General features: G+C 68.9%; 12 protein-coding genes. 6 read left to right on the top strand and 6 right to left on the bottom strand.

Features of this window, described 5'->3' with window-relative positions; all coding sequences use genetic code 11:
* The first annotated feature begins 57 nt into the window (after window positions 1–57).
* Entirely contained in the window at window positions 58–1,557 is a 1,500-nt protein-coding gene (locus tag BWO91_RS12780) for a sensor histidine kinase (RefSeq protein WP_079002802.1), read from the top strand.
* 77 nt (window positions 1,558–1,634) lie between these two features.
* On the opposite strand, the gene BWO91_RS12775 is transcribed toward BWO91_RS12780, so the two are convergent.
* On the bottom strand, window positions 1,635–1,883 hold the full coding sequence (locus tag BWO91_RS12775; protein WP_056012627.1) for a WhiB family transcriptional regulator: 249 nt from the start codon (window positions 1,881–1,883) through the stop codon (window positions 1,635–1,637).
* Window positions 1,884–2,076: 193 nt separating this feature from the next.
* Here BWO91_RS12775 and BWO91_RS12770 point away from each other — a divergent pair, with 193 nt between their 5' ends.
* A complete protein-coding gene (locus tag BWO91_RS12770; protein ID WP_153303454.1) occupies window positions 2,077–2,502 on the top strand; it encodes a hypothetical protein in 426 nt (141 codons plus the stop codon).
* A 38-nt stretch (window positions 2,503–2,540) separates the two neighbouring features.
* On the opposite strand, the gene bcp is transcribed toward BWO91_RS12770, so the two are convergent.
* From bcp to aroA, 3 genes are read right to left on the bottom strand one after another with little or no spacing between them, the layout of a single operon-like run.
* Complete coding sequence (gene bcp / locus BWO91_RS12765; protein ID WP_079002800.1) at window positions 2,541–3,020, bottom strand: thioredoxin-dependent thiol peroxidase; 480 nt, start codon at window positions 3,018–3,020, stop codon at window positions 2,541–2,543.
* 13 nt (window positions 3,021–3,033) lie between these two features.
* Window positions 3,034–4,095 carry a ribosome small subunit-dependent GTPase A gene (gene rsgA / locus BWO91_RS12760; RefSeq protein WP_064295360.1) on the bottom strand — a complete coding sequence of 354 codons (1,062 nt, stop codon included), beginning with the start codon at window positions 4,093–4,095 and terminating at the stop codon, window positions 3,034–3,036.
* A gap of 4 nt (window positions 4,096–4,099) precedes the next feature.
* Complete coding sequence (aroA, locus tag BWO91_RS12755; protein ID WP_079002799.1) at window positions 4,100–5,449, bottom strand: 3-phosphoshikimate 1-carboxyvinyltransferase; 1,350 nt, start codon at window positions 5,447–5,449, stop codon at window positions 4,100–4,102.
* Window positions 5,450–5,492: 43 nt separating this feature from the next.
* Between aroA and BWO91_RS12750 the strand changes: the two genes are divergently transcribed.
* Together BWO91_RS12750 and BWO91_RS12745 are read left to right on the top strand one after the other, a co-directional pair.
* Window positions 5,493–6,182 carry a sigma-70 family RNA polymerase sigma factor gene (locus tag BWO91_RS12750; RefSeq protein ID WP_079002798.1) on the top strand — a complete coding sequence of 230 codons (690 nt, stop codon included), beginning with the start codon at window positions 5,493–5,495 and terminating at the stop codon, window positions 6,180–6,182.
* Window positions 6,179–6,430 carry a zf-HC2 domain-containing protein gene (locus tag BWO91_RS12745; RefSeq protein ID WP_064295247.1) on the top strand — a complete coding sequence of 84 codons (252 nt, stop codon included), beginning with the start codon at window positions 6,179–6,181 and terminating at the stop codon, window positions 6,428–6,430. Before BWO91_RS12750 ends, BWO91_RS12745 begins: the two co-directional genes overlap by 4 nt.
* A 16-nt stretch (window positions 6,431–6,446) precedes the next feature.
* On the opposite strand, the gene BWO91_RS12740 is transcribed toward BWO91_RS12745, so the two are convergent.
* Together BWO91_RS12740 and BWO91_RS12735 are read right to left on the bottom strand one after the other, a co-directional pair.
* Window positions 6,447–8,150 carry a cation:proton antiporter gene (locus tag BWO91_RS12740; RefSeq protein WP_079002797.1) on the bottom strand — a complete coding sequence of 568 codons (1,704 nt, stop codon included), beginning with the start codon at window positions 8,148–8,150 and terminating at the stop codon, window positions 6,447–6,449.
* A gap of 139 nt (window positions 8,151–8,289) precedes the next feature.
* Window positions 8,290–12,045, bottom strand: a complete 3,756-nt coding sequence (locus BWO91_RS12735) for a multifunctional oxoglutarate decarboxylase/oxoglutarate dehydrogenase thiamine pyrophosphate-binding subunit/dihydrolipoyllysine-residue succinyltransferase subunit (protein ID WP_071262472.1) — start codon at window positions 12,043–12,045, stop codon at window positions 8,290–8,292.
* A 146-nt stretch (window positions 12,046–12,191) separates the two neighbouring features.
* Between BWO91_RS12735 and BWO91_RS12730 the strand changes: the two genes are divergently transcribed.
* Together BWO91_RS12730 and BWO91_RS12725 are read left to right on the top strand one after the other, a co-directional pair.
* Window positions 12,192–13,631 carry a GuaB1 family IMP dehydrogenase-related protein gene (locus tag BWO91_RS12730; RefSeq protein WP_071262471.1) on the top strand — a complete coding sequence of 480 codons (1,440 nt, stop codon included), beginning with the start codon at window positions 12,192–12,194 and terminating at the stop codon, window positions 13,629–13,631.
* 48 nt (window positions 13,632–13,679) lie between these two features.
* Window positions 13,680–13,979 (top strand): hypothetical protein, encoded by a 300-nt coding sequence (locus BWO91_RS12725; protein WP_064295251.1) that lies wholly within the window; start codon window positions 13,680–13,682, stop codon window positions 13,977–13,979.
* Window positions 13,980–13,993: the final 14 nt, after the last annotated feature.

Raw genomic sequence — 13,993 nt, 5'->3', positions numbered from 1 at the left:
GTCGTCAGGGGACGCCCGGCGCACTCGGTGCCGGTCGGCCGAGCCTAGACTGGCATCGTGTCGACGCTCAGTGATCTCGTTCTCGCCCAGGGCCGCTCCAGTGCGGCCGACGTGGAGTGGCTGCACATGCTGCTCGCTGACAGCCAACTCCTCGCGGATCTGGCGTTCGCCGATATCGTCATCTGGGTACCGACCGATTCCGGCAGTTTCATCGCGGTCGCGCATTCGCGTCCGTCGAGTGCCGCGACACTCTTCTATCGCGACTTCGTCGGACAATCCATCAAGCAGGAATGGCGCAAGCAGGTCACCGACTGTTTCGAGAGTGGACGGATCATCGAGTCGTCCGCACCGGACTGGTACGAGGAGACCCCGACCAGGGTTCGTGCCGTACCCGTCGCCCGGCGGATATCTCCGACCGAGACGACCAATGCCGATGGACCGATCGCGGTCATCACCCGCCACACCAATCTCGGTGAGGCTCGTACGCCCAGCCGCCAGGAACTCACCTTCAACGACTGCGCGAGCGACCTGTTCGAGATGATCGCGGTCGGCGACTTCCCGGATCTCGGTGCGCCGACCGGACCACGCCGTGGCGCACCGCGCGCGAGCGACGGCCTGATCCGGCTCGATGTCGACGGCACCGTCACCTTCGCCAGCCCCAACGCGCTCTCGGCCTTCAACCGGATCGGCTTCGCCGAGGAACTCGAGGGCGAGTCGCTCGCGGACGTCACGACCCATCTGCTCTCCGGGACGGGGACCGTCACCGTCGACGAGTCCCTGCCGCTCGTCGTCACCGGTCGGGCGCCGTGGCGGACCGACATCGAGGACAAGGGTGTGACGGTCTCCCTCCGGGCGATCCCGTTGCGGAGCCGCGGCGAGCGGGTCGGCGCGATCGTGCTCTGCCGCGACGTCAGCGAACTGCGTCACCAGGAGCAGGAACTCATCACGAAGGACGCGACGATCCGCGAGATCCACCACCGGGTGAAGAACAACCTCCAGACGGTCGCGTCGCTCCTGCGGATCCAGGCCAGGCGGACGCACTCGGAGGACGCCCACGACGCCCTCACGCAGGCCATGCGGCGCGTGGCCGCCATCGCGGTCGTGCACGACACGCTGTCCGAGGGGCTCAACCAGAACGTCGACTTCGACGAGGTCTTCGAGCGCGTGCTCCTGCTCATCGCCGAAGTGGCGAGCTCCCACAACACCACGGTCCGCCCGAAGTCCTCCGGCTCGTTCGGCGTGCTCCCGAGCGAGTACGCGACGCCACTCGCCCTCGCGCTCACCGAACTCGTCACCAACGCGGTGGAGCACGGCTTGAACGGCCGCGACGGCGACGTGGAGATCACGGCCGACCGCACGGACGAGCTGCTGAGCGTGCAGGTCCGCGACAACGGCGTGGGGCTCCCGGAGGGGAAGGTCGGGTCCGGTCTCGGCACCCAGATCGTGCGGACGCTCATCCAGGGCGAACTGGGCGGGACGATCGACTGGCACACGCTCATGGGGAGCGGCACCGAGGTCACGATCGCGATCCCGATGCGCTGGGTCGCCAAGAGCTGAGGTCCTGGTCCGTCGCGAACGGCCGCGGGCATGCGAGAACCCCGGGGCCGTTCGGCACCCGGGGTTCTCGTCCGCGATTAGGAGGCGCGGCGGGCGCGAGCCGCGCGACGCTTGAGAGCGCGACGCTCGTCTTCGCTGAGGCCGCCCCACACACCGGAGTCCTGGCCGGTCTCGAGCGCGTACTGGAGGCACAGCTCCGTGACACTGCAGGTGGCGCACACGGCCTTCGCCTTGTCGATCTGATCGACCGCCGGACCGGTGTTCCCGACCGGGAAGAACAATTCCGGGTCGACGGTCAGGCAGGCAGCTTTATCGCGCCAATCCATAGGGGAGCTCCTTTTATTGCATGGTGAGATTTCTTCAACCGAGTGAGGGGTATCGGGAAGCGAAAGCCGAAATGCGAGGGGGATGATCGTCCGGGATTCGGGATCTGTCCACACCCTCGTGGACCTCATGTCGGCCTCAAACATGGTTTCATATCGGTAAGAGCAAATCAATAGCCAAGTTTGGGTGAACCCTGTGAGTACCGATCGAAACGCCACCTCCGCTCCGAACCCGGAGGAGCGTCGTCATCCGGCGGTGCTGGCCTTCATCGTCCTGCTCGTCGCCGAGGCGTTGCTCATGATCGGGCTCTCGGCCTGGTTCCTCTTCGAGCTGGTCGCGGCGACGCCGGCCTCGTTCACGAGCGCACTGGCGATCTTCGTGATCCTGCTCATCGCCACGGCGTTCGTCACGGCGCTCGCCCTCGGCGCGATCCGCGGACGGAGCTGGATCCGCGGGGGAGCGGTCACCTGGCAGCTCGTGCAGATCGCCGTCGCCGTCGGCGCGTTCCAGGGGGTCTTCGCGCAACCCGCGATCGGGTGGTTCCTGCTGTTGCCGTCGCTGGCCGTCCTCGGGCTCCTGTTCACGCCGGCGGTCGCCGCCGTGACCCGACGCGAGATCTGAGTGCGACTCGTCGGTCGTGATGGTCCAGCCGCGACGCGTCAGGCGTCGAGGCCGAGGGCCTTGCGGAGGCTCTTCACGTGGCCGGTGGCCTTGACGTTGTACCGGGCGAGGGTGAGGGTGCCCGTCTCGTCGATGACGAACGTCGAGCGGAGGACTCCCGTGACGATGCGTCCGTAGGAGTTCTTCTCGCCGTAGGCTCCGTACGCCTGGTGGACCGTCAACTCCGGGTCGCTGAGAAGCGGGAACGTGAGCCCGTCCTCCTCCTGGAAGGCCTTGAGCTTCTCGACGGAGTCCTTCGAGACGCCGAGCACCACGTACCCGGCACCGCTGAGCGATGCGAGGTTGTCGCGGAAGTCGCACGCCTGGGTGGTGCAGCCGGGTGTCATCGCGGCGGGGTAGAAGTAGAGGATCACCCGTCGTCCGGCGAAGTCCGACAGGGACACGCTGGTGCCGTCCTGGTCGGTGAGGGTGAACGCGGGGGCCGGGTCGCCGGCGGAGAGACGGAGGGGTTCAGGCATACCCCAAGCCTAGTCAGGAGTACTGGTCGGCTTTGATCGTGGCGAAGGTCCCCAGCAGCCGCTGGAGCGAGTCGAGGCGTGCCGGGCCGTTCTCCCCGAGCCGCCCCTCTGCGACGGCCTCGATGATCGCGCAGTCGGGGGCGTCGGGCAGATGGGTGCAGCCGCGTGGGCACTCGAGCGCGATCTCCGCGAGGTCGGTGAACGACTTCAGGATGTTGGCGGTGTCGACGTGTCCGAGACCGAACGAGCGGACGCCCGGGGTGTCGATGACCCACCCGGATCCTCCGGGCGCCTCGATGCGCAACGAGACGGTCGACGAGGAGGTGTGGCGGCCACGACCGGTGACGACGTTCACATGCCCCGTGGCGCGCTCAGCGGTCGGGACGAGGGCGTTGACGAGGGTGGACTTGCCGACGCCCGAGTGGCCGACGAAGACCGTGTCGTGACCGATGAGGGCTTCGGTGATCTCTGCGAGAGGGACATCGTCCTCCCGGCTGCGGAACACCCGCAGGCCGAGCCCGGCGAAGTTCGCGAGGAACTCGTCGGGGTCCTGGAGGTCCGTCTTCGTGATGCAGAGGATCGGGGTGATCCCCGCATCGTAGGCGGCGACGAGGTAGCGGTCGACGAGTCGGGCACGTGGTTCGGGGTTCGCCGCAGCCACGACGATGAGCATCTGGTCGGCATTGGCGACGACGACGCGCTCCATGGCGTCGGTGTCGTCGCCGCTGCGGCGGAGCAGCGTCGTGCGCGGCACGATCCGTACGATGCGCGACAGCGTGCCCTCGGCGCCCGAGGTGTCGCCGACGACGTCAACCCGGTCGCCGGTCACGATGGCCTGCTTGCGGAGTTCACGAGCGCGAGTCGACGTCAGGACGCGCTCCTCGGGCGTGCCTTCGTCGAGGAGCACCGTGTAGCGACCGCGGTCGACCGCGAGGACGCGGGCGGTCAGTGCATCGAGGTGCTCGGGGCGCGTCTTCGTCCGTGGGCGGTTCGCCTTCGGGTTCGGCCGCATCCTGATGCTCGACTCGTCGAGTTCCGGTTCGTCGTCGTCGACGCCGTCGTCCCACCAGCTCATCGATTCAGCCCCCGACCATCGCATGCCACAGTTCGGTGAACTGCGGCAGCGTCTTCGCGGTCGTGGCGACGTTCTCGATGGTGACCCCGGGCACGACGAGACCGAGGATCGCTCCCGTGGTCGCCATGCGGTGGTCGTGGTAGCTCGACCACTCGCCGCCGTGGAGGGGGCGCGGCTCGATGCGGAGACCGTCCGGGAGCTCCGTGACGGCGCCACCCAGCTTGTTGATCTCCGTCGCGAGGGCCGCGAGCCGGTCGGTCTCGTGGTGACGGATGTGCCCGATGCCCGTGATGGTCGACGGTCCGTCGGCGAGTGCCGCGAGTGCGGTTAGGGCGGGCGCGAGCTCACCGCCGGTGGTCAGGTCGAGGTCGACCGCGGTGATCCGCTCGCCGCCGGTGACGGTGAGGCGGTCGCCGTCCAGGGTGACCGTCGCGCCGAAGCGGGGCAGGAGGTCCGCCAGGTCGGCACCGACCTGGGTGGTGGAGGTGGGCCAGCCGCGGAGCGTGACGCTTCCGCCGGTGACGAGCGCCGCGGCGAGGAACGGTGCGGCGTTGGAGAGGTCGGGCTCGAGGTCGACGTCGAGCGCGGCGATCGTGCCGGGGGCGACGACCCACTCACCGACGGCGGGCTGTTCCACGGTGACCCCGCGGGCCGCGAGGGCCGCGATGGTCATCTCGATGTGCGGCAGGCTCGGCAGACGATCGCCCTCGTGGACGAGGTGGAGGCCGTGCTCGAAGCGGGCTGCGGCCAGCAGGAGGCCGGACACGAACTGGCTCGACGACGACGCGTCGATCGTGAGCTTGCCACCCTTCACCGTGCCCGTGCCGTGCACCGTGAAGGGGAGCGCCTTCCGGCCGTCGTCGCTGATGTCGACGCCGAGCGCCTGGAGCGACCCGATCATGGTGGCCATCGGCCGGTTCCTGGCCGATGGGTCGGCGTCGAACACGGTCGGCCCGAGGGCGAGGGCGGCCAGCGGTGGGACGAAGCGCATGACGGTGCCGGCGAGCCCGCACTCGACGGTCGTGCTGCCGAACAGCTCGCCCGGCGTGACGAGCCAGTCCTTACCGAAGGCGCCCGACGCCGGTCGCTCGACGATGGTGGTCCCGAGTGCGCGCAGCGCCTCGACCATGTTGGTGCTGTCCATCGAGTGGAGCGGGGCGCGCAGGAGGGAGGGCCCGTCGGCCAGAGCGGCCAGGACGAGCTCGCGGTTCGTGAGCGACTTCGAGCCCGGAAGCGAGACGGTCGCATCGACCGGACCGGCCGCGACGGGCGCCGGCCAGGCTGCGTCGTCGTGCTCGGGTTCGGCATCGCCGTACACGTCGAAATCTGGTGCGGAATACGGATTGGTCAACATTGGTTCCAACAGTAGTCGGGGTCGAGAGCAGAAGGAGGAGCGGATGTCCACAGCGGTACTGGAACGACCGGTGACGGAGGCCGATCACGGCCGTCTGGCGCTGGCCGTAGACTGGCCGGTGATGACCTCCGTCGACCCAGAAGCCCTTCCGGCCGAGCCGGACCCCCGATCACTGTTCGAAGCACAGGCACTGCCGTTCATCGATCAGTTGTACGGCGCTGCCATGCGCATGACGAAGAACCCGTCGGACGCTCAGGACCTCGTCCAGGAGACGTTCGTGAAGGCCTTCGCCGCGTTCGCGCAGTTCGAACAGGGCACCAACCTCAAGGCGTGGCTTTACCGCATCCTCACGAACACGTACATCAACACGTATCGGAAGAAGCAGCGCGAGCCGTACCAGGGCACCATCGACGACCTCGAGGACTGGCAGTTGGGCGGCGCCGAATCGATCAGCGCCACCTCCAGCCGTTCCGCCGAGGCCGAAGCGATCGATCACCTGCCGGACAGCGACGTGAAGAACGCGTTGCAGGCCATCCCGGAGGACTTCCGCCTCGCGGTGTACCTCGCCGACGTGGAGGGCTTCGCCTACCAGGAGATCGCCGACATCATGAAAACGCCCATCGGGACCGTGATGAGTCGTCTGCACCGTGGCCGACGACTCCTCCGCGACCTGTTGGCCGATTACGCCTCGTCCCGGGGGTTCACCGTGACGAAGCAGGGGAGCAAGAAATGAGCGACTGCGGCTGCGACAAGGCCAAGCGAGACCTGGAGGAGTACCTCCGTCACGAGGTGTGCAAGACGGAGGCCGCCGACATCCGCGAGCACCTCGCGAACTGCCCGGAGTGTCAGAACGAGGCGCTCGTCGCCCAGACCCTCACCGAGGCCGTCCAGCGGGCGTGCAAGGAGACGGCACCCGAAGACCTGAAGAACCAGGTCCTCGCGTCGCTGCGGGCCACCCAGGCCACCCACGAGAGCGCCTGACGGCCGACCGACGGCATCAGCCGGCACCGTCGAGGCGTGACTCCTCGACGTCCAGCATCCGCTGCGCCTTCGCCAGTACCTCGGAGGAGTAGCTGCCGGTCGCCCGCGCATCGAGGAGCGCGTCGCGTTCGGCGTCGAGCACTCGGCGTCGCAGTTGTCGGAACTGCTCGTGCGGGCCCACGCCGGCATCGGTGCGTTCCGCCGCCGACTCGACGCGTATGAGGCTGCTCGTACGCACCCGGTCGACGACCGCGGTGTCGAACGGTTCGCCACCGTCCGTGCGCAGCTGCGGGTCGTCGAGGGCGGCCACACCGACGGTCGAGATCTCCTCGACGAGACCGGCGAGTTCCGCCATCGCGGCCTGCTCGTCCGTCCCGCCGACCCGGGACAGCCGGATGACGAGCGGGAGGGAACCGCCCTGGAGCAGCAGGGTGACGATCGCGACCGTGAACGCGATGAGGACCAGCTCCGCCCGATACGGGGTGTCGAGCGGCAACGACTGCGCGGCCGCGATCGTGACGACCCCACGCATACCCGCCCAGGCGAGCACCGCGCCGCCGCGCCACCCGAGTCCCTCACGTTGCAGGAAGTCCAGGTCGGCGCTCCGCCGGGCGATCGACCTCGAGAAGGCGGCCTTGCGCTTGGCTGAGCGCGCGTTCTCCGTCGGATGCTCCTCGAGACGTGCTGAGACCTCCGCCAGCCTCGGGCGCCGGGAGAGGGCCTCCCGTTCGTCGCGTCGCAACGACCAGACGAGGACGCCGACGAACACGATGCGGACGACGATGAGGGTGCTGGCGGTCAGCAACCCCAGGCCGATCGACGACCAGATGCCGAGGTCGTCCTGCTCCACCTGCGAGACGATGGCCTCGAGCTCGAGGCCCATGAGCAGGAACACCCCGTTCTCGAGGAGGAACTGCGTCGTCCGCCAGTTGATGCGCTCGCTGATGCGGTCCTGAGCGGTGAAGTACTTCGCGCTCTGATGCCCGGTGTAGAGTCCGGCGACGACGACCGACAGGACGCCCGAAGCGTGGAAGTGCTCGGCGGGCAGATACGCGATGAACGGCACGGCGAAGGAGATGACCGTCGTGAGGACCGGGTCGCCGAGGCGGGACCGGATCCGGACCGTGATGAACCCGACGACGATCCCGATCGCGATCGCGAGCGCCACGGCATAGGCGAAGTCGCCCAGGACACCCCACAGCGAGACCGTGCCGGCGGTCGCGGCGATGGCGGAGCGCAGGAGGACCAGGGCCGAGGCGTCGTTCACGAGGCTCTCGCCCTCGAGGACGCTCACGAGTCGCGACGGCATGCCCAGCCGCTTACCGATCGAGGTCGCGGCGACCGCGTCGGTCGGACTGACGACGGCACCGAGGGCGATGCCGGCGGCCAGGCTCAGGTCGGGGAGGATCGTCGACAGGATCCAGCCGATGAGGACCGACGACACCACGACGAGGACGACCGAGAGTCCGGAGATCGCTTTGAGATTGCGGCGGAAGTCGACCAGGGGAACGTTGACCGCGGCGGAATAGAGGAGCGGTGGCAGCACGCCGGCGAGGATCCACTCCGGCTTGACCTCGACGTCCGGCACGAACGGCAGATAGCTGAGGGCGAGCCCGACCAGGACGAGGATGAGCGGGGCTGCCACGCGCAGCTTGTTCGCGAAGCGGGCCACCGCGACGATGGTCACCACCGCGACGACGGCGAGGAATGCGAAGTCCATGGCGTCAGCCTATTGGCGGCGGCTCACCGCCCACGCACGGATCACTGTCGCCGTGCTGACCACCCGCGCCCAGACGACGACGCAGACGACGACGACCGCCCGTCGGAACGGGCGGTCGTCGTCGGTCGTGCGGCTGGGGTCAGAGCGCCAGCGCGGTGCGGAGGAGTTCCGCCTGCTCGGCGGCATGACGCTTCGCCGAACCCGTGGCGGGGGAGGCGGACGCGGTGCGCGACACGTTGCGGATCGTCCGACCCTCGAGGTGCTTGGCGGCCTCCAGGCAGATGAACGGCCACGCGCCCTGGTTCTCCGGCTCGTCCTGCACCCACACCAGTTCGGCGTTCGGGTACTGCGCGACCACGGCGTTCAGCTCGGCCACCGGGACCGGGTAGAACTGCTCGACGCGGACGAGGGCGATCTCGTCGTTCGGCTGCTTCTGCAGCTCGCTGAGGAGGTCGTAGTGGATCTTCCCGGAGTGCAGGAGCACCCGCTTGACCGCGGCCTTGTCGGTGATCCGTGCGTCGTCGATCACCGGCTCGAAGCGGCCCGAGGTGAAGTCCGCCACCGGGCTGGTCGCGCCACGCAGACGCAGCATCGCCTTCGGGGTGAAGACGACGAGCGGCCGACGCGGGCGGGCGTACGCCTGGCGACGCAGCAGGTGGAAGTACGACGCGGGGGTCGACGGCCGTGCGACGGTCATGTTGTCCTCGGCGCAGAGCTGCAGGAACCGCTCGATCCGCGCGGACGAGTGGTCGGGGCCCTGGCCTTCGTAGCCGTGGGGGAGGAGGAGCGTGACACTCGACCGCTGCGACCACTTCTGCTCGGCGGAGGAGATGAACTCGTCGATGATCGTCTGTGCGCCGTTGGTGAAGTCGCCGAACTGCGCCTCCCACAGCACGAGCGCGTCGGCGCGTTCGACCGAATAGCCGTACTCGAAGCCCATGACCGCGTACTCGCTGAGGAGCGAGTCGTAGATCCAGAAGCGGGCCTGGTTGTCGCTGAGGTTCGCGAGCGGCAGCCACTCCTGGCCGTTGACCCGGTCGTGGAGGACGGCGTGGCGCTGCACGAAGGTGCCGCGGCGGGAGTCCTGTCCGGACATCCGCACCGGGGTGCCCTCGATGAGCACCGATCCGAGTGCGAGCAGTTCTCCGAAGCCCCAGTCGATGTTGCCGTTGCGGCTCATGTCGAGACGCTTCTCGAGGAGCTGCTGTACCTTCGGGTGCACGGTGAACCCGGCGGGCTTGTTGTTGAACGCGTCGCCGATGAGCTGCACGACGCCCTCGGAGACGCCGGTCGTCTCGAGTTCGCCGGAGTAGCCGTCCTCGTCGAGGACCTCGGTCGGGATCGGCGTCGGCGAGGTCTGCTCGGCGTGCGTCTCCATGAAGGCGCGTTCGAGGCGGTCCTGGAAGTCGCGGTGTGCGGCCTCGTACTCCTCCTCGGTGATGTCGCCACGGCCGACGAGCGCCTCGGTGTACAGCTTGCGCACGGAGCGCTTCGCCTCGATGAGGCTGTACATGAGCGGCTGCGTCATCGACGGGTCGTCGCCCTCGTTGTGGCCGCGTCGGCGGTAGCACACGAGGTCGATGACGACGTCGCGCTTGAACTCCTGGCGGTACTCGAAGGCGAGCTCCGCGACCCGCACGACGGCCTCGGGGTCGTCGCCGTTCACGTGGAAGATCGGCGCCTGGATGGTCTTCGCGACGTCGGTGTTGTAGATGGAGGAGCGGCCCTCGCCAGGAGGCGTCGTGAACCCGACCTGGTTGTTGATGACGACGTGGACCGTGCCGCCGGTGCGGTAGCCGCGGAGCTGGGACAGCTGCATCGTCTCGAGGACGACGCCCTGACCGGCCATCGCCGCGTCGCCGTGGATGAGGATCGGGAGGGTGCCGAACGCGCCGATCGGCCCCCGGTCCTGCTTCGCGCGGACGATGCCCTCGAGCACGCCGTTGACGGCCTCGAGGTGCGAGGGGTTCGCGGCCAGGTAGACCGGGATCTCACGGCCGTCCTCGGCCTTGAAGGTGCCCTCGGTGCCGAGGTGGTACTTCACGTCGCCGGAACCGTGGCTCGCCGGGTCCTGCGTGCCCTCGAACTCGCGGAAGATCTGACCGTACGTCTTACCGGCGATGTTCGTGAGGACGTTGAGGCGGCCGCGGTGGGCCATACCGATCGCGACCTCGTCGAGCTGGGCCTGCGACGCACCCTGGAGGATCGTGTCGAGGAGGGCGATGGTGGACTCGCCGCCCTCGAGGCTGAAGCGTTTCTGGCCGACGTACTTCGTCTGCAGGAAGGTCTCGAAGGCCTCGGCCTCGTTGAGCTTGCCGAGGATGCGCATCTGCTCGTCATGCGTCGGCTTCTCGTACTTGCGCTCGACCTTGCTCTGGATCCACTTGCGCTGCGCGGGGTCCTGGATGTGCATGTACTCGATGCCCGTGGTGCGGCAGTACGAGTCGCGGAGGACGCCGAGGATGTCGCGCAGCTTGGCCGTGCGGGCCGAGCCGAAGGCGCCCGTGACGAACTCGCGGTCGAGGTCCCAGAAGGTCAGGCCGTGGGTCTCGATCTCGAGGTCGGGGTGCGACCGCTGCACGTACTCCAGCGGGTCGATGTCGGCCATGAGGTGGCCGCGGACGCGGAACGCGTTGATGAGCTCCTGGACGCGGGCGGTCTTGTCGACGGCGTCGGCGAGGTCGACGCTGATGTCGGGCGACCAGTGGATCGGGTCGTACGGGATGCGGAGCGCGGCGAAGATGTCCTGGTAGAAGCTGCGGCTGCCGATGAGCAGCTCGTGGACGACCTTGAGGAACTCGCCCGAGCCGGCACCCTGGATGACGCGGTGGTCGTAGGTGCTCGTGAGCGTGATCGTCTTGCCGATCGCCAGCTCGTTGAGCGTGCGCTCGGAGGCGCCCTGGAACTCGGCCGGGTACTCGAGGGCACCGGCGCCGATGATGCAGCCCTGGCCCTTCATGAGGCGGGGGACCGAGTGCACGGTCCCGATGCCACCGGGGTTCGTGAGCGAGATCGTGACGCCCTGGAAGTCGGCTCCGGTGAGCTTGCCCTTGCGGGCGCGGGTCACGAGGTCCTCGTAGGCCGAGAGGTACTCGTTGAACGTGAGGGTGTCGGCACGCTTGATGCCCGGCACCATGAGGGCGCGGGAGCCGTCGGGCTTCGGGAGGTCGATGGCGATGCCCAGGTTGATGTGCGCCGGCGCGACGACCGTGGGCTTGCCGTCGGTCTCCTCGTAGTAGACGTTCTGGCTCGGGAAGTCCTTCAATGCCTGGATGAGGGCCCAGCCGATGAGGTGGGTGAAGCTGACCTTGCCGCCTCGGGCGCGCTTCAGGTGGTTGTTGATGACGATGCGGTTGTCGATCATCAGCTTCGCCGGGATGGTGCGCACGCTCGTCGCGGTCGGGACCGTCAGGCTCGCGTCCATGTTGGTGGCGAGCGACTTGGCCATGCCCTTCAGCACGGTGACCTTGTCGACGTCCTCCGGAGCGGGTTCGGTCTGGTCGCTCTTCGGCTGCTGGACCTGGTTCGGGCTCGTCATCGGGGCGTCGGCCGGGATCGGGGCCGGCTTCGCCTGGACCGAGGTGGTGCGGGCGACCGGCTGCGCACCGATGACCTGGATCGGGGCCGTCGGCGGGTTGACCCGGGCCGCCTCGTCAGACGCCGCAGGGGCGGGGGCCGGCGCCGTGGTGCCGACGGACGCCGCACCGTCGTCCGACTGGCCGCCCGTCGTCCCCTGGGCTGCGCCGTTCACCGGCCGGTAGTGCTCGAGGATCGGCCACCAGGAGCGGTCCACGGAATCCTTGTCGACGAGGTACTGCTCGTACATCTCGTCGACGAGCCATTCATTGGCTCCGAATTCGTTCGTTGCGCCGTCATCGGCGCCCACTCCGGTCATCTGGCTCGACACCGTCGATCGCCCACTCTCTCCGTTGAATTCTCACTGTTTGCAGGCAGGGAACATGCCCGCACGATCCAGTCATCAAGCCTAAACCCATTCCGTCCTCGGTGCGGCTCGGACGCCGCTCGGGATACGGTGTTCTCATGCGGTTCATCGGTGAGATCCCCAGCCACGACCTGACGTACTCGGACGTGTTCCTCGTCCCCAGCCGCTCCGGGATCACGAGTCGACTCGACGTCGACCTGGCTCCGGATGACGGCACCGGCGCCACGATCCCGATCGTCTCCGCCAACATGAACTCCGTCACCGGGCCACGCCTCGCGGCGGCCCTGGCGCGGCGCGGCGGACTCGGCGTCCTGCCGCAGGACATGCCGCTCCAGGAGCTCGACGCGGCGATCCGCTGGGTCAAGGAGCAGCCGGTCGCCTTCGACACCCCGCTGATCATGCGCGCCGATCAGACCGCGGCCGACGCCCTGCGCCTGATCCCCGCGGTCGCCGGTCACGGCATCGTGCTCCACGACGAGCGCGACGCCTTCGCCGGCTGCATCCCGGCCGCGCGTCTCGCCACGGCGCTGCCCGACGCACGGCTCGGCGACCTCGCGCGCGGATCGCTCGCCTCGATCGACGCCGACGACGTGACCGGTGGCCGGGCCGCGTTCGACCTCATGGTGGCCGCCGACCTCGAGTTCGCGCCCGTGCTGCACCACGGAGCGGTGGTCGGCACCCTCAGCCGGACGAGCGCGCTCCGGTCGACCATCTACACGCCGGCGCTCGACGCGTCGGGCCGACTCCGGGTCGCCGCGGCGATCGGGATCAACGGTGACGTCGCCGTCAAGGCGCAGGCGCTCGCCGCCGCCGGGGTGGACGTCCTCGTGATCGACACCGCCCACGGGCACCAGGAGGGCATGCTCCGGGCGATCGCGGCCGTCCGCGCCCTCGGTCTCGGCCTCCCGATCGTCGCCGGCAACGTCGTGTCCGCCGTCGCGGTGCAGGACCTCGTCGACGCCGGTGCGGACATCCTCAAGGTCGGTGTCGGCCCCGGTGCGATGTGCACCACCCGGATGATGACGGCGGTCGGACGCCCGCAGTTCTCGGCCGTGCTCGAGACGGCCGCGACCGCCCGCGCGCTCGGCGCGAAGGTCTGGGCGGACGGTGGCGTCCGCTACCCCCGCGACGTCGCACTCGCCCTCGCGGCCGGCGCGTCCTCGGTCATGATCGGTTCCTGGTTCGCCGGCACGATCGAAGCCCCTGGTGAGCTGCAGCGCGCCGCCGACGGGTCGCTCTACAAGGAGAGCTGGGGCATGGCGTCGACGAAGGCCGTGCACGAGCGCTTCGGTCGACTCGATCCCTTCGAACTCGCGCGGAAGACGCTCTTCGCCGAGGGCATCTCGTCCTCCCGCATCACGATCGACCCGCTCCGGCCGTCGGTCGAGGACCTCCTCGACATGATCACCGCCGGTGTGCGCTCGTCGTTCACCTATGCGGGTGCCGACTCGGTCCCCGGCTTCCACGAGCGCGCCATCGTCGGCGTCCAGTCGGCCGCCGGCTACGAGGAGGGCAAGGCGCTGCCCGTGTCCTGGTGAGCCGGGGCGCTGGTGCGGCTCGCACGACCGCGGTGGGATGATGGGCCCATGGCGGTGAACGGTGGGACGCGCGGGTTCGGTGTCGGCATGCAGGTCCTCGTGCTCGTGGACCCGGCATCCGATCCCTCGACGGGGGAGCGTGCCTCCGGGGTCATCGTCGCACCCGGCCGCCAGCGCGCCGCGGCGTTCGTCTCGGTGTGGACCGAACAGCTGACGACGTGGATCGTCGAGTTCGACGAACCCTTCACCGCGCCCGACGGCAGCGGCCCGCACGAATCGGCCGAGGTCCGCGAGACCTACCTCATCCCGGCGCCGTTCGCCGAGGAGTCGGAGTCCGTCGACGCCTGACCGCCGTGTGCTCG

Source organism: Plantibacter flavus, assembly GCF_002024505.1.
GTDB classification, from domain to species: domain Bacteria; phylum Actinomycetota; class Actinomycetes; order Actinomycetales; family Microbacteriaceae; genus Plantibacter; species Plantibacter flavus_A.
The sequence above is the reverse complement of the archived record's forward strand: the minus strand, read 5'-3'. Positions and strand labels throughout refer to the sequence as shown.